Genomic DNA, 23,547 nt, shown 5'->3' on the forward strand with positions numbered 1-23,547 from the left:
GTGGTGCCGGTGCTGTTCGACCTTCGTCGCTACGACATGTCGTCTTCATAATCCAGACGGCTCAATTCCGGGGCGCCGCGGGCGTCGCATGGACGGCCTGTTCGACGATACCGTCGGTGAAGTCGCGCCGCGCGCCGGCGATGAACCAGCTGTCGTCGATCCGGTCGGCGGCATAAGCGTGACAGACGCCGGTCATCGCGTCGTTGAGGCCAAGGGTACGGCCGGTAAAGCTTTCGGTCAGATAGGGCGCGCCGCCCGCGATGAAGCAGGTCTTGGCAAGGACCGAGGCACTTTCGAATGCGTCGCCGCTGAAGACCTCGCTCGCCCAGTGGGTGAAGCCGGCGAGGAGGGGGCGGCCGGCGAGGTTCGGTGGTGCGACGATGTGTCGGTCGCGGACCTGCCAGCGATGGGCGACGGTGCCGTCGCGCCGGACCTCGACCCAGACCGGGGCATCGGTTTCGTCGGGTACCTCGGCGTCGTAGACGCGGGCGGGTTCGCCGCCGCGCGCGGCCTGGGCGATGGCGAGCGCGGCAAGATCGAACATATGCGTGCAGTTACGGCGCACGCGCGACGACTGGTAGAGCTCTGCGCGCGGGATCGATAGCGGCAGCCCGATCAGTTCGCGGATCACCGCAGCCGCACCGGGACAGGCGGTGGTGGGAATACGCAGCGCTCGGCAATCGATGTCGGTGACGATGCCGCCGCGATGGTCGAGAATGCAATGCATCTCGTGGAACACGTCCGACAGATGGGCTTCGACCTGTCCCGGGCGGTTGGTCAGCCGGATACGCCGGCGCAGGATGCGCGCGCCATAATCGGGGTCGCGCGGAAAGGGCAGCTCATATGGATCGGCCAAATTCACTCTCCTGCGCGCTGCGCTTCGGCACATGTCGGGGCGCAGCATGACCCAATAGCCGGCCACGCGCCCACCTATCCAATATGCAGGGTGCCATGGCGGTGAATAAGGTCCAGAAGCGTGGCGATCTGCGCGGCGCCAACGACCGTGCGCCGTCCGGACCCGAAATCATGCGATCCGCCCCTGCAATCCTCGTCATCGTCACGCCCGGCCATGGGCCGCGGCGCGCGCGACCCCGCCGATGAGGCGCATGTCGCTTGCACCGTTGACGCTTCCGGCGCTGGGACCTGCGGCGTTTCTGCGCTGCGCCGCCGCCGCCGGCTATCGGGAGGTTGCGCTGCGCGTGATCGGCGGCGATCCGCTGGATCCGCCCGCCGATATGCCCCCGCTGGTGCGACACGCCGGAGAATTGCCCGAACTGCGCGCGATCCTCGACGGCGAGGGGCTCCGCGTCAACGAACTCGAGGTGCTGACGATCGCGCCCGCCACCGACATCGCCGCGAGCCGGCCGATGCTCGAGATGGGGGCCGCTCTGGGCGCGCGCGAGCTGGTGCTGTGCATCGACGATGCCGATCGCGGCCGCGCCGCCGATCGCCTGGCCGAAGCCGCGGCACTGGCGGGCGAACTCGGCCTCTTCATCGACATCGAATTCGTGCCTTATACGCATTTGCGGACGATCGGTGAGGCGGCCGCGCTGCTCGCGGCGTCGGGCGCCGCGAATGCCGCGATCCTTGTCGATGCCCTGCATCTCGCGCGATCGGGGGGCGATGCCGCAACGGTCGCGGCGATGCCGCGGCCATTGTTCCGCTATCTGCAGCTTTGCGACGCGCCGCTCGCCGCACCCGGCGATCTTGCCGGACTGATGGGCCAGGCGCGCGAAGCCCGACTCGATCCCGGTGAAGGTGGGCTCGACGTTGCGGCGCTCGTCCGTGCGATGCCCGGTGACATGCCGGTAAGCGTCGAGGTTCCCAATGTCGCGCGGATCGCCGCGCTGGGCGCGGTGCGGCACGCGGTGCTGGTGCGCGAAGCGACCGAGCGACTGCTCATCCGGATCGAAGAGGAGGCAATATGATCAACCGCCAGTGGCGGATCGCCGCGCGCCCGTTGGGGCGTGGCATCGAGACCAGCGATTTTTCGTGGGGCGAGGGTGAGGTCCGCGCACCGGCCGAGGGCGAGATTCTCGTCCGGGTCGACCATCTCGGCTTCGATCCGGCGCAGAAGGGCTGGATGGAGAATGTCGCCGACTATCTCGACGCGACCCAGATCGGCGACGTGATGCGCGCCTTCGGCATCGGCGAGGTGGTCGAGAGCGCCGCGCCCGGCTTCGCGCCCGGCGACAAGGTCAGCGGCATGTTCGGCTGGCAGGATCATGCGACTGTAGCGGCCAAGGACGCGACCCTGGTTCCCGACGACGATCTGCTGACCGCCAATCTGGGCGTGCTCGGCGTCACCGGCTACACCGCCTTTTTCGGGCTCAACAAGATCGGTCGGCCCTTTCCCGGCGACACGGTGGTGATCACCGGTGCCGCCGGCGCGACCGGATCGACCGTCGGGCAACTGGCGAAGATTGCGGGTTGCCGGGTGATCGGCATTGCCGGCGGCGAGCGCAAATGCCGCTGGCTGGTCGACGAGCTCGGCTTCGACGCCGCGCTCGATTATCGCGCGGTCAATGTCCGGCGCGAGATCAAGCCGCTGGTACCGAACGGCATCGACATCCTCTGGGACAATGTCGGCGGGCCGATCTTCGACGGGCTGCTGCCGCGGATCGCCGACCATGCCCGCATCGTTGTGTGCGGGGCGATCTCGATCTATTCGGCCGACAGCCTGCCGCCGGGACCATCCAACTATATGCAGCTCGTCTTCCGCCGCGCGAAGATGGAAGGGCTGATCGTGCTCGACCACGAGAAGGAGTTTCCCTGGGCCCGCGAGCGGCTGGCCGGGTGGCTGCGCGACGGGCGGCTCAAATATGCCGAGGACGTCGTCCGCGGGCTGGAGAACGCGCCCGACGCGCTGCTGCGGCTCTTCAAGGGCGAGAATTTCGGCAAGCAGGTGCTGAGTCTGCGCTGATGACCGACCGGGAGGCGCTGATCGACCTCGTCTCGCGCTATGCGGCGACGATCGACGATCGCGACCTCGACGGGGTTGCGGCCTGCTTCGCCGAGGATGCCGTCGCCGAATATGACGCCAGGGAAGGGGGCGGCATAAGGCTGGAGGGGCGGGCGGCGATCCGCGCCTTCATGGACAGGGCGTTTCGCGACGGCATCGGCATGGCGACGCCATCCACCCATGTCATGGGGAATGTCCTCGTCGATCTCGACGGCGACGTCGCGCGGCTGCGCACCGGCGCGATCGCCTGCCTGACCAACCGGCCCGGCGTCGTGACGATCCGCGGGCTGCGCTATGTCGACCGCTGCGTGCGCGAAGACGGGGTGTGGCGCTTCGCTCACCGCCGGCACGAGGCGCTGTGGGCGTGCGAGGCGCCCGCGGCGGCGATCGCCACGCTGGCGCCCCCCGCGCCCTGACGATCAGCGCTCGGGCGCCTGGGCAGGCAGCGTCCACAGCGGGCCGACCTCGATCTCGCGGACCTGCATCGATTCGTAGATGCCGTTCGAAAAGAAGGGTTCGGCGCGCAGCCAGGCGTGAACCGCGTCGATGCTGTCGGACTCGAACATATAGACCGATCCGCATTGCGAGCGGTCGTCGTCATACATGCTGCCGGCGCAGATGATCGGCCGGACATGGTCGAGCACATAGGCGCGATGTTCCGGGCGCATCGCGTCGCGGGCGCCGCGTTCCTTGGGACGGCGATCGAAGCCGATGGCGATGAAGGTGGGCATGGTCGGTCTCCTTATTCGGCGAGCATCGCGACGCGGCGCATCCGGATCCGCCAGACGCCGTCGGGGCCGCGCAGATAGTCGTCGATATTCTCGGCGACGATGGACGGGGTCGGCCGCATCGGATCGGGGCCGTCGGCGACGAACACGATCTGGCCGATCTGGCCATGGGCGCGGTCGGGAGCCGATTGGGTGAAGCGCAGATTGGTCAGCATATGGCGGGTCCGCACCGTCCGGAGCGAACGCGCGGCCCAGGCCTCGTCGAGCGCGGCGCGCCCGGCCATGGTGCCCCACGGGCCGATCCACTCGCCATCGTCGCTGAACAGTTCGGGCACGGTCTGGGCATGGCCATTGTCGATCCGCCAGACATATTCGGTGCACAGCGCGGTCAGCGCCGCGCGGGTGGCCACGTCGACGCCGAGATAGTCGAAGTTGGGCTCGCTGGTCATGCCGGTCCTCTCCCTTGCCCGTCGTGGCGGGCGACATTTGTTCCGACGGGCCGGTCCGGTTGCGAACTGTCGTTTTGGACAGTCGAGCCGGTCGCCGTGCCGCTGATAACCATGATCATAGTTAGAGCGGCGCCGACGGCCGCCTGTCCTTTGCGAGAGGATGACGATGGGCTTTCCGGACCTGTTCCGCCTCGACGGGCATGTCGCGCTGGTCACCGGCGGTGGCAGCGGGCTGGGCGCGGCGATCGCCGTCGCCTTCGCCGAGATGGGCGCCGACGTCGCGATCAACGCGCGCTCGGCCGACAAGCTGGCCGGGGTCGCGTCGCGGATCGAGGCGCTCGGCCGCCGCGCCTTCGTGCTCGCGGGCGACGTCACCGACCGCGACCTGCCCGCCCGGCTGGTCGAAGGCGCGATGAATGCGCTCGGCGGCCTGTCGATCCTGGTCAACAATGCCGGCGGTACCGGGGGAATCGATGCGCGGCCGATGCCGTCGCTGGAGACCGGCGAGGAAAGCTGGGCGGCGCAGATCGAGATCAACCTGACCAGCGTCTGGCGGCTGACCAGGGCCGCGGCGCCGCATCTGCGCGACGGCGGATCGATCCTCAACATCTCGTCGATCAAGGCCACCCGGCCCGAAAATGGCAGCGGCGCCTATGGCGCGGCCAAGGCGGCGCTCGACAATATGACGATCGCGCTGGCGCATGATCTCGCGCCGCGGCTGCGGGTCAACGGCATCGCGCCGGGGCCGGTGCCGACCGAAGCCTTCCTGGCCTATCGCAACGTCACCGAGGCCGATTTCCCGCGGGTCGCCGCCGAATGGGGGATCCCGCTCGGCCGGGTCGGCAATCCGCAGGATATCGCGGCGGCGGCGGTCTATCTGTCGTCGCCGGCAGCAGGCTGGATCACCGGCCAGACGCTGCGCGTCACGGGCGGCATGTGATGGCGGTGCGGATCGGCGTCAACGTCCGCTTCAAGAACCCCGCGCCATGGGCGCGGCCCTGGAGCGAGGTCTATCGCGACCATGTCCGTTATGCGCAGGCCGCCGAGCGGCTGGGCTTCGACGGGCTGTGGGTGCCCGAGCATCATTGCGTGCCGTCGGGCTACAACCCCGCGCCGTTTGTCGCGCTGGCGGCGATCGCGCAGGCGACCACGCGCTGCACGATCGGCACCCAGCCGCTGCTGTTGCCGCTCCATCATCCGGTGATGGTCGCCGAACAGGCGGCGGCGGTCGACGCGCTGTCGGGCGGGCGGCTCATACTCGGGGTCGGCGCCGGCTATCGCGCGGGCGACTTCGCCTGCCTGGGCCTCGACAAGGCCGAACGCGGCGCCCGCACCGAGGAAGGGCTGGCGGTGCTGCTGCGTGCCCTGAACGACGAAGGGCCGTTCGATCATGACGGGCGCTTCCACCGGTTGCGCGGGGTGGCGGTGACCCCGCGCCCGGCCCGGCGCATCCCGGTCGAGCTAGCCGCCCGCTCGGCCGCCGCCGCCCGGCGCGCGGTGCGCCATGGGCTCGACGTCAACAGCCAGAACCGTGTCGCCGCGCGCGAGATCGCGCCGGTGCTGATCGAGGAGATGCGGCGCGCCGGGCGCGATCCGGCGGAGCTCGGCGTCTCGGTGCTCGGGCTCGGCTTCCTCGCCGCCGACCGCGCGGCGGCCGAGGTGGCGGCGCGGCCCTATCTCGAATGGGATTATCGCGAGTTCGACGCCTGGCAGAATCCCGAAGATCCCGACGACGCGCGGATGATCGCCCAGCGCCGAGGTGCGCCGGCGGTGCCGCTCGGCGCGCTGACCGCGGCCGAGATGATCGCGGAGATCGAGGCGAATGTCGCGACGATCGCCGGGCTCGGCTTTCGCCCCTCCTGGGTGAATCTCAGCCTCTGGCCGGTGGGGATGCCGGTCGAGCAGGCGATCGACTGTCTCGAGCGGGTCGCGACCGACGTTTTGCCGCAGGTCTCGCGCGCGGCCGCGACAAGGAGTGCCGCATGATCGACGTCGCCATCGCCGGGGTCGGCGAGACCGCCTTCACCCGCGCGACCGACCGCACGCTGATGCAGTTGCTCGCCGAGGCGTCGCTGAAGGCGATCGCCGATGCCGGTCTGACCCCGGCGATGATCGACGGCTTCGTCACCCAGCCCGGCCTGCCGCCGCTCGACGAGCTGATGGCGGCGCTGGGTGCGTGCGGCGAGCATCCGTTCATGGTGGCGTGCGACGCGGTCGCCGGGGCGGCGAGCGTCGGGGTGGCGATCCGGCTGGCGCGGATGGCGATCGCCGCCGGCGAGGCGAGCGCGGTGCTGGTCGCCTATGGCATCAAATGCTCCGATCCGGGCGGGCCTTATGCCTTTCATGAGCGCGATCCGCTCAAGGCTGATATCGAGATGCCGGTCGGCTGGTATGGCCAGCCGGTCTATTTCGGCGCGGTCGCCCAACGTTATGCCCATGACTATGGGATGAGCGAGGACGAGCTGGCCGGGGTGTCGATCTCGGCACGGCGCTGGGCCGGGCTGACTCCGCATGCCCAGCGGCGCGATCCGCTCGACCTCGACGCCTATCGGCGCAGCCCGATGATCGCGACCCCGTTCCGCGCCGCCGACTGCTGCCTGATGACCGACGGCGCCTGCGCCTATGTCGTGACCAGCCTCGATCGGGCGCGCGACCTGCGCGCCGATGTCGTGCGGGTGCTCGGCGTGGGCCTCGGCAAGCAGCCGCAGCCGATGTCGTCGATCCTCACCCAGAATCCCGACGTCCTGTCCTATCCGGCCGGCCTGTCGTCGGCCGCGGCCTATGCCGAGGCGGGAGTCGGGCCGGCCGATCTCGACTTCGCGCAGATCTATGACTGTTTCAGCATATCGGCGATCATCCAGGCCGAGCAGATCGGGCTGTGCGCGCGCGGCGAGGGCGCCAAATTCTTCGCGCGGGGCGATGCCGGCCCGGGCGGGCGAATGCCGGTCAACACCGGCGGTGGCCATATGGCGGGCGGCTATGTGCCCGGCGCCAACCTGCTGGTCGAAGGGGTGCGCCAGCTGCGCGGCGAGCGCGGCGATGCGCAGGTGGCGGGGGCGCGGATCGGCGCGGTCACCGGCCTCAGCGGCAATGTCCACGCCACCACCATCCTCGCCGGGGAGCGCTGACCATGGGCATTCCGATCGTGCCGCCGCGGTTCGACACCGATCATATGCGGCCCTTCTACGAGGGGCTGGCCGCGAACGAGCTGCGGCTGACCGCCTGCGCCGCCTGCGGGCGCATCCTCTGGTATCCGCCCGAGGTCGCGCCCTGCCATCCCGATGCGGCGATCGGCTGGCGGCGGGTGTCGGCCCTGGGGCGGGTGCACATGTTCTCGACCGTCCATCGCAGCCTGCTGCCCGGGGATAACCGCGCCGCGGTGCCCTATACGGTCGCGCTGATCGAGCCCGACGACGCGCCGGGCGCGCGCGTGCCCGGGCTGCTCGTCGAACTGGGGGACCTGGCACCGGCGTGCGACATGCGGGTTCGCCTCCATCCGGTTGCCGCGGGCGACTTCACCATCGCCGGCTTCGCGCCGGCAGCATGACGCAGGGAGAGGAAGCAGGCATGGGCGCACCGCTCGAAGGACTCCGCATCATCGATGCCTCGATGGTCGAGGCGGGGGCGGTCTGCAGCATGCTGCTCGCCGACCATGGCGCCGAAGTGGTGCTCGTCGAACCGCGGGAGGGTACGCCCTTCTCGCACGATCCGACCCGCAAGAGCTGGCAGCGGGGCAAGGTCGCGGTCGCGCTCGACATGGACAATGCCGGGGATCTGGCGGCGCTCAAGGCGCTGGTCCGCAGCGCGGATGTTTTCATGACCTCGCTCCGGCCGGCCGAGGCGACGGCGCTCGGGCTGGACGAGGCCGCGTTGCGCCGTGCCAATCCCGGGCTGATCATCTGCGCGCTCGGCGGCTATGGCGAGGCGAGCCCCTGGGCCGGGCGGCCCTATGGCGAGGCGCTCGCCGCCGCGAAGCTCGGGGTGATGGCCGAGATGGAAAGCCCGCATCGCGAGGGGCCGATCTATCTCGGCCATCCGGCGCTGACCTATGGCCTCGCCTTCGTCGCGGCGATCGACATCCTCGCCGCGCTGCGCGCGCAACGGGTGACCGGCCAGGGGCAATATGCCGAGGCGACCCTGCTCGACGCCTTCCTGGCGCAGACGCCGATGCTGTGGTGGTGGAACGAACGCGGCATATCCTTCGTCGCGCGCGACGGGACGAAGAGCCAGGGCTATGGCCGCACCCGCCTGGTTACCACGATCGTGTTCGAATGCGCCGACGGTCAATATATCCAGATCCACACCGGCGGGCCGGGCGGGTTCAAGCGGGCGATGGATGTGCTCGGCTTTGGCGACCGCATCCGCACGATCGACGGCCCCGACTTCGCGGTACCGCTCGACGACGATGAATATCAGGCGGCGCGGGTCGACATCTACGAGGCCTTCCGCCAGCGGCCGCGCGACGAATGGGTGCGGCTGTTCCATGCCGCCGATTCCGCCGCGCTGCCGGTGCTGCGACCGGGCGAGGTGCTGCGCGACGAGCAGGTCGAGCATGTCGGCCAGCGGGTCGCGATTCCCGAAGCCGAGCATGGCGTCGTCCACCAGTCGGGACCGGCGGTGCGCTTCGACCATCGCATTGCATCCGCCCCCACGCCGGCGCGGGGAGTGGGCGCCGACAATGACAGGATCGCCGCGCTGGCGGCGCGCACGCTGCCGCGCGGGCAGCAGGAAAGCGATTTGGACGGGCCGCCATTGGCGCATGCGCTGCAGGGTATCCGCATCCTCGATTTCAGCTCCTTCTTCGCGACCGGCTATGCCGCGCGGCTGATGAGCGACCTCGGCGCCGAGGTGATCAAGGTCGAGGCGCTGGGCGGCGAGCAGATGCGGCCGCTGCCCGATCCGTTCGAGGCGTGCCAGCGCGGCAAGCGCGACATCGCGATCGACTTCAAGACCCCCGAGGGGCTCGCGGCGATCCATCGGCTGGTCGCGACCGCCGATGTCGTCATGCACAATCTGCGCCCGGGCAAGGCCGACAAAGCCGGGATCGGCCATGACGCGCTGGCGGCGATCAATCCGCGGCTGATCTATGCCTATCTGCCCGGCTATGGTTCCGAAGGCCCCAAGGCGAATCTCAAGAGCTTCGCGCCCTTGCTCAGCGGCTGGACCGGGCTGATGTTCGCGGCGGCGGGGGAGGGCAACAGCCCGGTGCCGTCGGTCTATGGCAATGAGGATTATAATAACGGCTTCCTCGGCGCGGTCGCGGTGCTGATGGCGATCGAGCAGCGCCACCGCACCGGTCGCGGCTGCTATCTCGAATGCCCGCAGGTCAATTCGAGCCTGTTCGCCTGTTCCGAACATATGCTCGACGCCGACCTCAATCCGGTGGCGGGGCTGATCCTCGATGCCGGCCAGATGGGGTTCAACGCGCTCGATCGGCTCTATCGCACCCGCGACGGCTGGCTGTGCATAGCCTGCCGCAGCGACACCGGCTTCGCGGCGCTGGCCGGGGCGATCGGCCGCGCCGATCTGCCGGGCGATCGGCGCTTCGCCGATCCGGTCGCGCGCAGCGCGCATGACGCCGACCTGGTCGCGATCCTCGAACCATGGTTCGCCGGGCTGGGCGCGGGCGAGGCGTTCGCCCGGCTCGACGCTGCAGGCGCGCCATGCGAGATCGCGCGCGAGACCCCCTATGTCCCCGAATTCCTGCAGGAGGCGTGGGCGCTCGACCAGGGGCTGAGCTTCGAGCAGCACACCATCTACGGACGGATCCGCGAGGTCGGCTTCGTCAACCGCCTGTCCGGCACCCCGCCCGAGCGAAAGGGACCGGCGCCGCTGCTCGGGCAGGACAGCGCGGCGATCCTGGCCGAACTCGGCTATGACGATGCCGCGATCGCGGACATGGTTCGGCGGCGGATCGTCGAGGTCCCGGCATGAGCGCCGCGGTGGTGCCGCTGCGGCCGATGAAGACCGCCGAGCTGCTGGCGCGCGAGATCGTCCGCGGCATCGCCGTGGCCGGCCTGCAGGCGGGTGACGGCTTGCCCGCCGAAAGCGAGATGATCGAACGTTACCGGGTCGGGCGCGGTTCGGTGCGCGAGGCGCTGCGCATCCTCGAGGCGCAGGGGCTGATCTATCTGAAGCCCGGTCGGCATGGCGGGCCGGTGGTTGCGCGGACCGGCCCCGAGCAACTCGGGCGAATGCTCAGCCTGTTCATGGGGCTGGCGGGGGCGACCTACGGCGATCTTGCCGACTTCATGGCGACGGTGAGCCCGCAGCTCGCCGGCCGTGCGGCCGCCAATCCCGATCGCGCGACGGTGCGCGAGATGCTGACGACGATCGCCGGCAATCCGTGCGCGCTGCGCGACAATCACGAGTTCGGGCCGCATGCGGCGATCAACCGGCTGTCGGGCAACCCGCTGCTGGCGATGTTCGCCGACGCGGTCGACGCGGTGTTCTCGGGCCATGTCCACGGCCTGACCCAGGGCGGGCAGGACTTTACCGAACATTCGATCGCCGATCATCGCGCGATCGCCGATGCGGTGCTCGATGGCCGCGAAGGCGATGCGCGCGCGCTGATGGCCGCGCATGTCGCGCGGATCCTGGACTATGCCGGGCATAGCCTGCCCGGTCTTTTCGAAACCCCGGTCGAATGGCGCTGAGCATGATGAGAATCGATCCGGCCCGCGCTGGAGGCGGGTATCGCGGCTATGTGGTGGCGGTGCTGGGCGTGGTGTTCGCGTTCAACGTGATGGATCGCAGCCTGTTGTCGATGCTGCAGGAGCCGATCAAGCGCGAACTGGGGCTGAGCGACGGGCAACTCGGGGTCCTGAGCGGGCTCGCTTTCGCGGCGTTCTACGCGACGCTGGCGATCCCGCTCGGTCGGATCGCCGATCGCCACAACCGGGTTGCGGTGCTGACCGGATCGCTGCTGATGTGGTGCCTGGCGACCGCCGCGTGCGGACTCGCCGGCGGGTTCGCGTCGCTGCTGCTGTGCCGGATGCTGGTCGGCGTCGGCGAGGCGGGCGGCCATCCGCCCTCGGCGTCGATATTATCGGACTATTTTCCGGCGGGCCGGCGCGCGACGGCGCTGTCGCTCTACGGCCTGGGCGCGCCGGTGGGGGCGATGCTCGGGCTTCTCGCCGGGGGCTGGGTCGACCAGTGGCTCGGCTGGCGTGCGGCCTTCGTGATCGTCGGGCTGGCGGGGGCACTGGCGGCGCCGCTGCTGTGGTTCACCATCGCCGAGCCGCGGCGCGGCATGTCCGATCCGGGCGAGGGCGGTGCCGGGGCCGGCGAAGCGCAGCCGATCGGCTTCGGGCGGACGCTGGGCTTTTTGTGGCGGCTCAAATCGCTGCGCTATCTGCTGATCGCGAACATGGTCCATGGCTTCACCCAATATGCGTTCATGGCGTGGACGCCGCCTTTCTATGCCCGCAGCTTCGGGCTGGCGTCGGGTGCGCTCGCGACCCGGCTATCGGTACTCGCAGCGCTCGGCATGGTCGGGACCTGGGCCGGCGGCGCGCTCGCCGACCGGTTGGGGCGCCGCGACATGCGCTGGCAGCTCTGGGTGCTGGCGATCGTGTCGGGGCTGACCGTGCCGTTCGGCATCGCCCAATATCTCGCGCCGACGCCGGGATTGTCCTTCCTGTTCGCCGCCGGCCCTTATCTGCTGCTCACCGCCTATGTCGGACCGACCATCGGGGCGAGCCAGACGCTGGTGTCGCCGCGGATCCGCGGCGCCACCGCCGGGATCATGCTGATGACCTTCAACATCGTCGGCCTCGGGCTGGGGCCGACCCTGGCCGGCCTGCTGTCCGACGCGCTCCAACCGCGCTTCGGCGCCGAATCGCTGCGGCATGCGATGGCGGCGGTGATGCTGGTCGAGCTGATCGCGATGGCTTTCTACCTGATCGCGAGCCGGCATCTGCGGGGCGATCTCGCCCGGAATCGCGCGCTGGATTTCGTCTGAACCGCAGATCCGTGCGGTGCTCGAAAGGTGCGCCGGCATCTTCGAGATCGCTAACCGGCCACCGCCTGTCCAATATGCCAGCTTCGCTTTCCGCCGGCATAGGGCAGGCGCAGATGGTGCAATCTCCAGTTCCAGGGAGCGTCGTTGAGGCATGATTTTCGACTATTCGGACAGCGCGAAGCAATGGCAGGTCCGCGTCCAGCGATTCATCGACGAGCATGTCGCGCCGCAGGACGAACGCTTTCATGCCGATCTGCACAAGGGCGACCCGTGGGCGCTGTCGCCGGTGGTCGAGGAGGCCAAGGTCAAGGCGAAGCAAGCCGGGCTGTGGAACCTGTTCATGCCGCCCAGCGCGGGCGCCGACCATGTCGACCAGAGTTTCGAATTCGACTGTCCGCATCTCTCGAACGTCGATTATGCGCCGCTCGCCGAGATGATGGGCCATTATGTCTGGGCCGGCGAGGTGTTCAACTGCTCGGCCCCCGACACCGGTAATATGGAGGTGCTCGAGCGCTATGGCACGATCGAGCAGAAGGAGCGCTGGCTGCGCCCGATCATGGAAGGATCGATGCGGTCGACCTTCTGCATGACCGAGCCCGCGGTCGCCTCGTCCGACGCGACCAACATCGAGACCTCGATCGTCCGCGATGGTGACGACTATGTGATCAACGGTCGCAAATGGTGGTCGTCGGGGATCGGCCATCCCAATTGCGAGCTGCTGATCGTGATGGGCAAGACCGATCGGGGCGAGAAGACTTATCGCCAGCAGTCGATGATCATCGTGCCGCGCGGCACCCCCGGTGTCGTCATCGAGCGGATGGTGCCGGTGTTCGGCTATGACCATGCCCAGCATGGCGGCCATGGCCAGGTGTTCTTCGACAATGTCCGGGTGCCTGCCGCGAACATCCTGCTCGGCGAGGGGCGCGGCTTCGAGATCGCCCAGGGGCGGCTCGGCCCAGGGCGCATCCACCATGCGATGCGGACGATCGGCGCGGCCGAGGCGGCGCTCGAAAAGATGTGCCGCCGGCTGCTGTCGCGCACCGCGTTCAAGAAGCCGATCGCCGAACATTCGATCTGGGAACAGCGCATCGCCGAGGCGCGCACCGATATCGAGATGGCGCGGCTGCTGTGCCTGAAGGCGGCCTATATGATGGATACGGCCGGCAACAAGGTGGCGCAGGCCGAGATCGCGATGATCAAGGTCGCGGCACCGCGCATCGCGATCCGCGTGATCGACGAAGCGATCCAGGCGTTCGGCGCCGCCGGCGTCTCGCCCGATTTCGGGCTGGCCGAGATGTACGCGAACAACCGCATCCTGCGCATCGCCGACGGCCCCGATGAGGTCCATAACCGCGCGATCGCGCGCATCGAGCTCAACCGCTATCGCAACGGCGACAGCGCGGCGGTCGCGCCGAAGATCCGGGGATAAGCCAATGGCCGACTATTTCGACCTGAGCGGCAAGGTGGCGATGGTGACCGGCGGCAGCCGGGGCCTGGGTCTCGCCATGGCCACCGCCTTCGCCGAACAGGGCGCCGACGTGATCGTCACCAGCCGCGACGCCGAAAGTTGCGCCGCCGCGGTGGCGCAGATCGAGGCGCTGGGCCGCAAGGGCTGGGCGATCCCCGCGCATGTCGGTCGCTGGGACGCGATCGATGCGCTGGTCGAGGCTGCCTATGCCGCGGCCGGGCGGATCGACATCCTCGTCAACAATGCCGGGATCGCACCGACGGTCGCGAAGTCGAGCGAGATGAACGAGGCGCTGTTCGACAAGACGGTGGCGGTGAACCTGAAGGGGCCGTTCCGGCTGTCGGCGCTGGTCGGCGAGCGCATGGTTGCGCAGGGGGGCGGCAGCATCATCAATGTCAGCAGCACCGGATCGCAGCATCCCGACCCCAGCTTCGCGGTCTATGCCGCGAGCAAGGGCGCGCTCAACATCATCACCAAGGCACATGCGCTCGAGTTCGGTCCGGCGGTGCGGGTCAACTGCATCATGGCGGGACCGTTCTGGACCGACATCGCGAAGAGCTGGCGCGACGAGCTCGACAAATCGATCGATTCCGCGGTTCGCCGCATCGGCCGGCCCGAGGAGGTGGTGACCGCGGCGCTCTATTTCGCGTCGGACCGGTCGAGCTACACCACCGGTACGGTGCTGACCGTCGACGGAGGCCAGCGGTGAGCGCCGAGCCCAAGAAGTATTTCGGCGACATCGTCGCGGTGAAGGCGGCGCACCGCTTCGATCCGGTGCGGCTCGAGGACTATCTGAAGACCCATCTGCCCGGATTTCGCGGGCCGATGACGGTGCGCCAATTCGAAGGCGGTCAGTCGAATCCGACCTATATCCTCGACACCCCCGACCGCGTCTATGTGCTGCGGCGCAAGCCGCCCGGGGTGACGCTGGCGTCGGCACATGCGGTCGATCGCGAACATCGCATCCTGTCGGCGCTGTTCGCGCAAGGCTTTCCGGTGCCCGAGCCGCTGGTCTACGAAGCGGACCCCGAGGTGATCGGGTCGCCTTTCTATGTGATGGCGCATGTCCCGGGACGGATCTTCTTCGACTGCCGGATGCCCGATCTCGCGCCCGACGAACGCGCGGCGGTGTGCGATTCGATCAACGCGACGCTCGCCCAGCTCCACAATTTCGACCCCGATGCGATCGGGCTCGAAGGCTATGGCCGGCCCGGCAATTATTTCGGCCGCCAGGTCGGCCGTTGGTCGAAACAATATCGCCAGACCGAGACCCATGGCATCGCGGCGATGGACCGGCTGATCGAATGGCTGCCCGGGGCGATCCCGGCCGAGGACGGCGCAACCAGGATCGTCCATGGCGACTATAGCTTCCACAACATCCTGATCCATCCGACCGAGCCCAAGGTCGCGGCGGTGATCGACTGGGAATTGTCGACCACCGGCGATGCGATGGGGGACGTCATGTACCATGCGATGGAATGGTATCGTCCGGCCGGGATCGATCCGCGCGGGACCCTGCTCGGCGCCGATCTCGACGCGCTCGGCATTCCGCAGCTCGACGATTATCTCGCGCGCTATTTCGAACGGCGCGGCCAGCCGGTGCCCGGCAATTTGGGTTTCTACCGCGCCTACAACCTCTTTCGGGTCGCGGCGATCTGGCAGGGGGTCGCCGCGCGCGCGCTGGCCGGCAACGCCTCCTCGGCGAACGCGGGCGAGATGGCGCAGCGGGTCGAACCGCTGGCCGAGGCGGCCTGGGCCGAGGCGCAGCGCGCCGGTGCCTGACGACAGCAGGGAGTATCGAGCGATGACCAGCATAGCGATCGCCGACGGGCTTTTCGTCGATGGCCCGACCGCGCATCTGATCGCCGGGCGCGAACACCAGTCGGGGCGAATGGTGTTTCCGTTTCCGCACGGGATCGAAGCCGAAAACTACGCGCCGGTCGACGTCGCGCCCGAAGGAACGCTCTGGTCGTGGACGGTCCAGCGCTTCCGCCCCAAATCGCCGCCTTATGCCGGGCCCGAGGCGTTCGAGCCCTATGCCGTCGGCTATGTCGAGTTTCCGGGGCAATTGATCGTCGAGGGACGGCTGACCGGGGTTGCGCTCGACGCGATCCGGATCGGCGACCGCTATCGCACCGTCGTCGTGCCCTTCGTCGAAGCGGCCGACGGAACGGTGCGCACGACCTACGCCTTCGAACCCGTGGGAGGAGCATCGGCATGAGCGGCGCATGTATCGTCGGTATCGGCATCCACCCGTTCGGCCGCAGCGACGGCCTGACCGGGCTCGACATGGGCGTGGCGGCGGCACGGACCGCGATCGCCGATGCCGGCCTGTCCTGGCCCGACATGGAGTTCGCTTATGGCGGATCGGATGCCTCGGGCAATGCCGATACGATGGTCAGCCGGCTCGGGTTGACCGGGGTCCAGTTCATCAACGTCAAGAATGGCTGCGCGACCGGCGGATCGGCGCTGTTCTCGGCGGCGAGCACGATCGCGTCGGGCGAATATGAACTCGGTCTCGCGGTCGGCTTCGACAAGCATCCGCGCGGTGCGTTCGATCCGAAGCCGGCCGAATGGGGGCTGCCCGACTGGTATGGCGATGTCGGGCTGATGCTGACCACCCAGTTCTTCGCGATGAAGATCCAGCGCTACATGGCGCAGTTCGGGATCAGTCGGCAGACGCTGGGGCGGATCGCCGAGAAGAGCTTCGCCAATGGCGCACTCGCCGAGCATGCCTGGCGGCGCGAACCGGTCGATATCGACACGATTCTCAACGCGCCGATGGTGAGCGATCCGCTGACCAAATATATGTTCTGCTCGCCCGCCGAAGGCGCGGTCGCGCTGGTGCTGGCGAGCGAGAAGAAGGCGCGCGAGCTCGGCGGGCCGATGATCCGTCTCGCCACCGCGACGATGCGCACCCGTCCGGCGGGCTCGTTCGAGGTGTTCGCGCCCTCGCTCGACGTTGAGCGCGGCGGCAGTGCGACCACGATCGCCAGCCGTGCGGCGTTCGAGAAGGCCGGGGTCGGACCCGAGGATATCGACGTCGCCCAGCTTCAGGACACCGAGGCCGGTGCCGAGATCATGCACATGGCCGAGAACGGCTTTTGCGCGGATGGCGACCAGGAGCAATGGATCGCCGAGGGACGGACCCGCATCGGCGGGCGGCTGCCGGTCAACACCGATGGCGGCTGCATCGCCTGCGGCGAGCCGATCGGCGCGTCGGGGCTGCGTCAGGTCTATGAGAATGTCGTCCAGCTGCGCGGCGCCGGCGGCGCGCGCCAGGTGCCGGGCGATCCGAAGACCGCGTACAGCCATGTCTATGGCGCGCCGGGCGTGTCGGCGGTGACGATCCTCAAGCGATAGTCAATGAGCCCGCTCGCCGCTCCGGCCTCTGCCAGAGCGGCGTCGTTTCAGCGCGTTGCGGCGAGATAGCCGCTCAGTTCGCTGTCGGCGTCGCCGAACAGGCTGGCGAGCAGCAGCATGCGCTTGTGCGCATGGCCGACGATCAGTTCGTCGGTGACCCCCATGCCGCCATGGAGCTGGATCGCTTCTTCGCCCAGCCGCACGCCGGCGGCGGCGATATAGGCCTTGGCGGCGCGGCGCGCGGCGTTGCCGGCATCGCCGCCGGTCATGGCCGCGCGGAACAGCAGCGAGCGCGATTGTTCGAGCGCGAGATATTGGTCGGCCATGCGGTGCTGGATCGCCTGGAAGCTGCCGATCGGCGCGGAAAACTGGCGTCTTACCCGGATATATTCGAGCGTCACGTCGAACAGCGTCGACATCAGGCCGAGCATTTCGGCAGCGATCGGCACGCGCAGCGCGTCGACCAGCACGAGCAGATCGTCGAGGCCGCCGGCCATCGGATCGGCGGGCGTGTCGGCGAAGCCGATCTCGATCGCGGTCGATCCGTCGACCAGCCGATAATCGTGGCGACGGATGCCGGGTGCTGCGGCATCGACCAGGAACAGGCCGATCGCGCCGTCCTGCGCGCGCGCCGAGACGATGAAGGCGTCGCTCGCGGTGCCGCCGAGGACGAAGCTCTTGGTACCGCTGATCCGGCCATCGACGACCGTCGCCGATACGCGGTCGAGCGCGAAGCGGCTGTCGGGTTCGCTGTGCGCGAGCGCGATATGCGCCGACCCGGCGATGATGCGATCGAGCCAGTGCGCTTTCTGGCCGGCGGTGCCGGCAATCGCCAGCAACTGGCCGGCGATCAATATGCCCGACAGAAAGGGTTCGGCGACGACCCCGCGGCCAAGCGCCTCGGCGACGATCATCAGGTCGGTGGGCGATCCGGCGAGGCCGCCATCGGCCTCGTCGAAGGGCAAAGCGAGCAGGCCGAGTTCGGCGAGCAGCGCCCAGTTGCCGGCATCGAACCCGGCGGCCGGGACATGGTGGGCGGGGCGCTGCGCCGGATCGTAGCGATCCTTGGCGAAGCGTTCGACCATGTCGCGCAGCATCTGCTGCTCTTCTGATATGCTGAAGTCCAAATGCCGTCTCTCGTCCGGAGGATGCGGACCGCTCCCGCCCTGATGCCGGCGTTTTACCGGAGCCCTCGAACGGCTGCGCCTCCACATTCGGCTAGGCGGCGCGGGGCATCGCCCCGACGATGGCCGGCCTCGACCGGCTAGCCTTTTGCACAGACGCGTTCGGCCGCCAGTTCGGCGATACCGGGTCCATGGGCCCGCGATGGCCCCGGAGGGACGAATGAATTTCGAATTCAGCGAGGACGAGAAGCATTTCCAGGCCGAGGTCCGCGCCTTTCTCGACGCGCATCTGACCGCCGACCTTCGCGCCGGTGCGCGGGCTACCCCGACCGTATTCGCCGAGCCCGACATCAGCCGGCGCTGGCAGCAGATCCTTCACGAGAAGGGCTGGCTCGGCTATAACTGGCCGGCCGAATATGGCGGCACCGGCTGGGATCCGGTGCGGCGCTATATTTTCGAGAAGGAATGCGCGCTCGCCGATGCGCCCGACCTGCCGGTGCTCAGCCTCAAGCTGCTTGCGCCCGTGCTGCAGGCGTTCGGCACCGACGAGCAGAAGGCGACGCTGCTGCCGCGGATATTGTCCGGCGACGATTATTGGTGCCAGGGCTTTTCCGAGCCGTCATCGGGATCGGACCTGGCGAGCCTCAAGACCCGCGCGGTGCGTCAGGGCGATCATTATGTCGTCAACGGCAGCAAGCTGTGGACCACCCATGCCCAGTTCGCGACCCATATGTTCTGCCTCGTGCGCACCGATCCCGAGGTCAAGGCGCAGGCCGGGCTGAGCTTCCTGCTGGTCGACCTCGATCAGAAGGGGATCGAGATCAAGCCGATCATCGGCATCGCCGGCGACCATGAGGTCAATGCGGTGTTCCTCGACGATGTCGTGGTGCCGGTCGAGAACCGGATCGCAGGCGAGGGGCAGGGGTGGACCGTCGCCAAATATCTGCTCGAGAACGAGCGCGGCGGATCATGCCATGCGCCACGGCTCCTCGCCGATCTCGCCGACCTGCGCAGGGTCGCGGCGGGTCTGGCCGATGGCCGGGGCGGGGCGCTGGTCGACGATACGGCCTTCGCGACCCGCCTGGCGCGCGCCGAATTCGAAGCGCTGGCGCTCGAGGTCACCGAATTGCGCATTCTCGCCGAGATCGCCCATGGCAAGAAGCCCGGTCCGCAGACCTCGCTGGTCAAGATGTGCGCCTCGACGCTGCGCCAGCAGATCGACGCGCTGGCGATGTCGGCGCATGGCTATGCCGGACTGCAGCTCTGCACGACCCGGCCACTCTATGGCCCCGATTGCGATCCGCCGATCCAGGGCAAGGATGCGCAGGTCGCGCCGGCGCGCTATCTCAACAGCCGGGCGTGGACGATCTTCGGCGGCAGCAACGAAATCCAGCGCACGATCATCGCCAAGACGGTGCTCGGTCTCTGACCGGGCACCGTCCGGTCGCCTCAGCTGTTGAGGCCGATATAGCCGAGCTGCGCCGCCTTGAAGACCGTCTGGCTGCGGTTGACCGCGTCGAGCTTGGTCGCGGCATTGTGGATGTGGAAGCGCACCGTCGCCCGGCTGCGCGACATGATCATGCTGATCTCATAATCGGTCTTGCCGATCGCCGCCCAGCGCAGGCACTCGACCTCGCGCTTGCTGAGCATGGTGCCGCCGACCGGCAAGCGTTCGGGCGCGACCATCACCCGTTGATAGGACGAGATGAAGGCACGCGAATAGATGCCGAGGACATCGCCGAAGCGCGCATATTCGTCGGAAAGATCGACGACTGCGTCGTCCTGCGGGGTGAAGCTGACCGCGCCGATCTGGCCGAACGGCAGGTGCACCGGCACGACGATCGCGGCGCGGGCGAAGGCGCGGCGTTCGAAATTCGACAGGTCGATGCTGTCGAGCCAGGCGTTCTTGCGGATGGTGCGAAAGCCGTCGGCATTGCACCAGAAGGGCTCGCTTTCATAACGGCAGGCGGTGGGCAGCGGCGATGCGAGCGCCAGTTGCGGCGTGCGCCACCAGCGGTCGTTTTCCTGGTCGGTCCAGCCGAAGATATCGGTCGCCAGGACCTTGCCATCGCCGTCGTGCATCAGCTGTTTGACGGCGATGTTGTGGCATGCCGCGACACGACAATTGAAAATGCCGGTGGCGAAGGCGAAGAAGGACTCCGCTGCGGCACGCACATCCCTGGGCGCGGTGATGCGGACCGAATCAAGCTTGTCGAGGCACTGCATTTTCGACCACTCCCGTTGAGGTTTTCTGGTACGACTTCTCTCCGTTTCGGACCTTATCCGGCAGACGAAAGTGGGGCAAGAAAAATAGCTATCATTATGAGGAATTGCCGATCTTGATCGCCGAATGTCCTTGTTTTCCGGTGATCGAGAGGAAACGCTATGATCGACAACGGCTTGGCAATACATCTTCGTCGCTTCGCGGATCGGGGTTTGTGGCCACGACGGACGATGGCCGATCGGGCGCGGGATCTGGCGGCGCACGACGCGCACGGGGTGATGCTGGTCGATGGCGGTGTCGCGCATGAGATCGGCACCTTGCTGGCCGATGCCGAGGCGCTGGCGGCGGCGATGGCCGCGCTGGGCGTCCGACCCGGCGAGGTGGTCAGCTTCCAGGCGCCGAACTGGCACGAAACCGCGGTGATCAATCTGGCGGCCTGTATCGGCGGCTTCGTCGTCAACCCGATCGTGCCGATCTATCGCGATGCCGAGGTCGGTTACATGCTGCGCGACAGCCGGTCGCGGCTGTTGTTTCTCGCCGAACAGTTCCGGGGCTACGACTATGGGGCGATGATCGCGCGGCTCGCGCCGGACCTGCCCGACCTCATCGCCGCGGTGCCGATCCGGCCGGCCGGTGTCCGGATCGACGATTATGCCGCACTGGTCGAATCGGGGCGAGGCGCAAGGCCGGTCGGCCGGCAGGTCGATCCCGCCGGCATCAAGCTGCTCCTCTACACCTCGGGCACGACCGGCCGGCCGAAGGCGGTGTTGCACAGCCATGACACGCTGGGACGGGTGATGGAGGTCAGCAGCAGCTATTGGGGCATCGAGCCGGGCGATGCGATCCTGATGCCGTCGCCGGTCACGCATATCAGCGGCTATGCCAATGGTCTCGAAATGCCGTTCCTCGCCGGCACCCGCACGATCCTGATGGAGAGCTGGAATGCGGCCGCGGCGCTCGATCTGATCGGGCGGCATGCGGTCGTCGGCACCGTGGCCGCGACCCCGTTCCTGCAGGAACTGGCCGCGACCGCTGCCGACGCCGGATCGACCTTGCCCAGCCTGCGGTTTTTCGCCTGTGGCGGCGCCGCGGTTCCGCCCGAACTGGTCAGGACGGCGAACGCGCGGTTCGGGCGGCCGGTCGCTTTTCGCGTCTATGGCAGTTCCGAAGCGCCACTGGTCACGCTCGGTTTTCGCGAGCCCGGCGAAGACGAGCCCGCCGCGACCACCGACGGGCGCGTCGTCGATTATGAGGTGCATGCGGTCGACGCGGACGGCGCGGTGCTTCCGCCGGGCGAGGAGGGCGAGCTGCTGGTGCGCGGGCCCTCGATGTTCGTCGGCTATGCCGACCCCGCCGACACCGAAGCGGCGATCGACCCCGACGGTTTCCTGCGCACTGGTGACATCGGCACGGTCTCGGCCGATGGCGTGGTCACGATCACCGACCGCAAGAAGGACCTCATCATCCGCGGCGGCGAGAATATCAGCGCCAGGGAAATCGAGGATGCGCTGCACCGTCATCCGGCGGTCGCCGAGGCGGCGGTCGTGGCGATGCCGCATCCCAGGCTCGGCGAAGGCATCTGCGCGGTGCTGATCGCGCAGGGCGGTGAACGGCCCGACGTCGCCGCCTTCGCGCGCCATCTCGGCGGCCTCGGGCTGGCGAAACAGAAATGCCCCGAGCACGTCATCTGGGTCGACGATTTTCCGCGCACCGCTTCGGGCAAGATCCGCAAGGACCGGCTGCGCGCGCTCGCGCGCGAACCGATGGCGCCGTCGCCCGATTGAGACCTGTCCTTTTGTGCCGTGGGCCGGCGGTCGGTTCGGGCGCATCCTGCGGTTCGAACCATGAGCGGAGCGGACGGAATGCGGGAAGACGGGCTGGACTATGACCTTATCGTGATCGGTGCCGGCATGGCCGGGCTGAGCGCGGCGGCAAAGGCGGCGGAGGCGGGACTGCGCGTCGTCGTGGTCGAGGCGGCGTCGGACCATGGCGGTTCGGCGGCGATGTCGGGCGGCATATTGTGGACGTTCGAGACCGCGGCGAAGATGGCCTATCATGCCGAAGGCGCGCCGCATTTCGCGGCACTGGTCGCCGATGGCTATGCCCCCGCGCTCGACTGGCTGCGCGGCCGCGATATCGCGATGTCGACCGTGGTCAATCCGCTCAACGGCCGGGGCTATCAGGCCGACATGCTCGGCCATTTCACCCAGGCGATCGTCAGCGTCGAAGGCGCGGGCGGTGCGATCGTCTACGACACCCGCGTCGAGCGGCTGCTGACCGACGATGCGGGGCGGGTGATCGGTGCGCGTGCGGTCCATGCCGACGGCGCCGTCGATCTGTTCGCGCCCTGGACCTTGCTGGCAGCCGGCGGATGGCAGGGCTCGGCCGATTGGCGCGACCATTATCTCGGCCCGAACGGCCGGACGATGCTGCTGCGGTCGAACCCGACCAGCGACGGCGCCACGCTGCGGCTCGCGGTGGCGGCGGGGGCGGCGGCGCCCAAGGGCAATATCGGCTTTTACGGGCATCTCGTCAGCCGCTCGCCCGACTGGGGCGATCCGCGGCTGTTCACCCGGCTTTCGCAATATCATAGCGACTATACGCTGCTGCTGAACGAGGCGGGCCTGCGCTTCTGCGACGAGACCGCGGGCGATCATGCCAACACCCATCGCACCCTCCAGCAGCCGGGCGGCCGCGCGCTGATGCTGTCCGACGACCGCATTCACCAGATGCACGGGGTGACCCCGGTGGTCGAGGTGGCGCCGCCCGAGGACCGGATGGCGGTGGCGCTCGACCATGGTGGCGAGGGGATCGTCGCCGATACGCTTGCCGAAGTCGCGTCCTTCGCCGCCCGGCACGGCTTCGACGGTGCGCAGATGCTGGCGACGGTCGCCGATTATGACCGTTGCGCGCGCGAGGGCTGGGAGAAGCTGGTGCCATCGCGCGCGCACCAGGAGCATAAGCCGCTGGCCACGCCGCCATATTATGCGCTGATCGTCTATCCGGCGATCACCTTCAGCTTCGCGGGCATCGCCTGCGACGCGTCGATGCAGGCATTGCGGGCGGACGGCACCCCGGTCGACGGACTGCTCGCGGCCGGCGCCGATGTCGGCGACCTCTATCGCAGCGGCTATGGCGGCGGTTTGGCGGCGGCGTTGACCACGGGGCTGCGTGCGGCGCAGACGGTGATCGACGGATAAGAAAAATGCCCCGGCGCCTGACGCGCCGGGGCAGAGGGGAGGAAAGGGCGGCGGCGATCCGATCGG

At 68.5% G+C, this 23,547-nt stretch carries 23 protein-coding genes; 18 read left to right on the forward strand and 5 right to left on the reverse strand.

What is annotated here, in order from left to right:
- Positions 1-61 precede the first annotated feature (61 nt).
- Positions 62-856 (reverse strand): DUF2889 domain-containing protein, encoded by a 795-nt coding sequence (locus AC1RM6_RS05460; protein ID WP_493098845.1) that lies wholly within the window; start codon positions 854-856, stop codon positions 62-64.
- Between the two features lie 250 nt (positions 857-1,106).
- Between AC1RM6_RS05460 and AC1RM6_RS05465 the strand changes: the two genes are divergently transcribed.
- Genes AC1RM6_RS05465 through AC1RM6_RS05475 form a run of 3 tightly spaced genes read left to right on the forward strand, consistent with a single transcriptional unit; the run spans position 1,107 to position 3,378 of the window.
- Positions 1,107-1,928 (forward strand): TIM barrel protein, encoded by an 822-nt coding sequence (locus AC1RM6_RS05465; protein ID WP_493098846.1) that lies wholly within the window; start codon positions 1,107-1,109, stop codon positions 1,926-1,928.
- A complete protein-coding gene (locus AC1RM6_RS05470) occupies positions 1,925-2,923 on the forward strand; it encodes an NADP-dependent oxidoreductase (RefSeq protein WP_493098847.1) in 999 nt (332 codons plus the stop codon). The genes AC1RM6_RS05465 and AC1RM6_RS05470 overlap by 4 nt, the downstream gene beginning before the upstream one ends.
- Complete coding sequence (locus AC1RM6_RS05475) at positions 2,923-3,378, forward strand: nuclear transport factor 2 family protein (protein WP_493098849.1); 456 nt, start codon at positions 2,923-2,925, stop codon at positions 3,376-3,378. Before AC1RM6_RS05470 ends, AC1RM6_RS05475 begins: the two co-directional genes overlap by 1 nt.
- Positions 3,379-3,381: 3 nt before the next feature.
- Here AC1RM6_RS05475 and AC1RM6_RS05480 read toward each other — a convergent pair whose 3' ends face one another.
- Complete coding sequence (locus tag AC1RM6_RS05480; protein WP_493098851.1) at positions 3,382-3,693, reverse strand: YciI family protein; 312 nt, start codon at positions 3,691-3,693, stop codon at positions 3,382-3,384.
- Positions 3,694-3,704: 11 nt separating this feature from the next.
- Positions 3,705-4,139, reverse strand: coding sequence for a nuclear transport factor 2 family protein (locus AC1RM6_RS05485; protein ID WP_493098853.1), 435 nt, complete (start codon positions 4,137-4,139; stop codon positions 3,705-3,707).
- Between the two features lie 166 nt (positions 4,140-4,305).
- Between AC1RM6_RS05485 and AC1RM6_RS05490 the strand changes: the two genes are divergently transcribed.
- The 12 genes from AC1RM6_RS05490 (at position 4,306) to AC1RM6_RS05545 (ending at position 16,933) form a co-directional block, all read left to right on the forward strand.
- The gene (locus AC1RM6_RS05490) at positions 4,306-5,079 is read left to right on the forward strand and encodes an SDR family NAD(P)-dependent oxidoreductase (RefSeq protein ID WP_493098855.1); all 774 of its coding nucleotides are present in this window, start codon (positions 4,306-4,308) and stop codon (positions 5,077-5,079) included.
- Entirely contained in the window at positions 5,079-6,125 is a 1,047-nt protein-coding gene (locus tag AC1RM6_RS05495) for an LLM class flavin-dependent oxidoreductase (RefSeq protein ID WP_493098857.1), read from the forward strand. Before AC1RM6_RS05490 ends, AC1RM6_RS05495 begins: the two co-directional genes overlap by 1 nt.
- On the forward strand, positions 6,122-7,267 hold the full coding sequence (locus AC1RM6_RS05500) for a thiolase family protein (RefSeq protein WP_493098859.1): 1,146 nt from the start codon (positions 6,122-6,124) through the stop codon (positions 7,265-7,267). Before AC1RM6_RS05495 ends, AC1RM6_RS05500 begins: the two co-directional genes overlap by 4 nt.
- Before the next feature lie 2 nt (positions 7,268-7,269).
- Positions 7,270-7,686, forward strand: a complete 417-nt coding sequence (locus tag AC1RM6_RS05505; protein WP_493098861.1) for a Zn-ribbon domain-containing OB-fold protein — start codon at positions 7,270-7,272, stop codon at positions 7,684-7,686.
- Positions 7,687-7,706: 20 nt separating this feature from the next.
- Positions 7,707-10,073: a CaiB/BaiF CoA-transferase family protein gene (locus AC1RM6_RS05510; protein ID WP_493098863.1), complete on the forward strand. Its 2,367-nt coding sequence runs from the start codon at positions 7,707-7,709 to the stop codon at positions 10,071-10,073.
- Positions 10,070-10,795, forward strand: a complete 726-nt coding sequence (locus AC1RM6_RS05515) for a FadR/GntR family transcriptional regulator (protein WP_493098865.1) — start codon at positions 10,070-10,072, stop codon at positions 10,793-10,795. Before AC1RM6_RS05510 ends, AC1RM6_RS05515 begins: the two co-directional genes overlap by 4 nt.
- 2 nt (positions 10,796-10,797) lie before the next feature.
- A complete protein-coding gene (locus AC1RM6_RS05520) occupies positions 10,798-12,102 on the forward strand; it encodes a spinster family MFS transporter (RefSeq protein ID WP_493098867.1) in 1,305 nt (434 codons plus the stop codon).
- A 151-nt stretch (positions 12,103-12,253) separates the two neighbouring features.
- Positions 12,254-13,531, forward strand: coding sequence for an acyl-CoA dehydrogenase family protein (locus tag AC1RM6_RS05525; RefSeq protein ID WP_493098869.1), 1,278 nt, complete (start codon positions 12,254-12,256; stop codon positions 13,529-13,531).
- A gap of 4 nt (positions 13,532-13,535) precedes the next feature.
- On the forward strand, positions 13,536-14,279 hold the full coding sequence (locus AC1RM6_RS05530; RefSeq protein WP_493098871.1) for an SDR family NAD(P)-dependent oxidoreductase: 744 nt from the start codon (positions 13,536-13,538) through the stop codon (positions 14,277-14,279).
- A complete protein-coding gene (locus AC1RM6_RS05535; RefSeq protein WP_493098873.1) occupies positions 14,276-15,352 on the forward strand; it encodes a phosphotransferase in 1,077 nt (358 codons plus the stop codon). Before AC1RM6_RS05530 ends, AC1RM6_RS05535 begins: the two co-directional genes overlap by 4 nt.
- 22 nt (positions 15,353-15,374) lie before the next feature.
- Positions 15,375-15,791: a Zn-ribbon domain-containing OB-fold protein gene (locus tag AC1RM6_RS05540; RefSeq protein ID WP_493098875.1), complete on the forward strand. Its 417-nt coding sequence runs from the start codon at positions 15,375-15,377 to the stop codon at positions 15,789-15,791.
- Complete coding sequence (locus AC1RM6_RS05545) at positions 15,788-16,933, forward strand: thiolase family protein (protein ID WP_493098877.1); 1,146 nt, start codon at positions 15,788-15,790, stop codon at positions 16,931-16,933. The genes AC1RM6_RS05540 and AC1RM6_RS05545 overlap by 4 nt, the downstream gene beginning before the upstream one ends.
- Positions 16,934-16,980: 47 nt before the next feature.
- Here AC1RM6_RS05545 and AC1RM6_RS05550 read toward each other — a convergent pair whose 3' ends face one another.
- On the reverse strand, positions 16,981-18,060 hold the full coding sequence (locus AC1RM6_RS05550; RefSeq protein ID WP_493098879.1) for an acyl-CoA dehydrogenase family protein: 1,080 nt from the start codon (positions 18,058-18,060) through the stop codon (positions 16,981-16,983).
- A 217-nt stretch (positions 18,061-18,277) separates the two neighbouring features.
- Here AC1RM6_RS05550 and AC1RM6_RS05555 point away from each other — a divergent pair, with 217 nt between their 5' ends.
- Entirely contained in the window at positions 18,278-19,486 is a 1,209-nt protein-coding gene (locus AC1RM6_RS05555; RefSeq protein ID WP_493098881.1) for an acyl-CoA dehydrogenase family protein, read from the forward strand.
- A gap of 20 nt (positions 19,487-19,506) precedes the next feature.
- Here AC1RM6_RS05555 and AC1RM6_RS05560 read toward each other — a convergent pair whose 3' ends face one another.
- A complete protein-coding gene (locus AC1RM6_RS05560; RefSeq protein ID WP_493098883.1) occupies positions 19,507-20,586 on the reverse strand; it encodes a helix-turn-helix transcriptional regulator in 1,080 nt (359 codons plus the stop codon).
- Between AC1RM6_RS05560 and AC1RM6_RS05565 the strand changes: the two genes are divergently transcribed.
- Both AC1RM6_RS05565 and AC1RM6_RS05570 read left to right on the forward strand, forming a co-directional pair.
- The gene (locus AC1RM6_RS05565) at positions 20,512-22,065 is read left to right on the forward strand and encodes an AMP-binding protein (RefSeq protein ID WP_493098885.1); all 1,554 of its coding nucleotides are present in this window, start codon (positions 20,512-20,514) and stop codon (positions 22,063-22,065) included. The genes AC1RM6_RS05560 and AC1RM6_RS05565 overlap by 75 nt on opposite strands.
- Before the next feature lie 78 nt (positions 22,066-22,143).
- On the forward strand, positions 22,144-23,481 hold the full coding sequence (locus AC1RM6_RS05570) for an FAD-dependent oxidoreductase (protein ID WP_493098887.1): 1,338 nt from the start codon (positions 22,144-22,146) through the stop codon (positions 23,479-23,481).
- Positions 23,482-23,547 lie beyond the last annotated feature (66 nt).

This window comes from Rhizorhabdus sp. GW822-FHT03C02 (assembly GCF_058801765.1).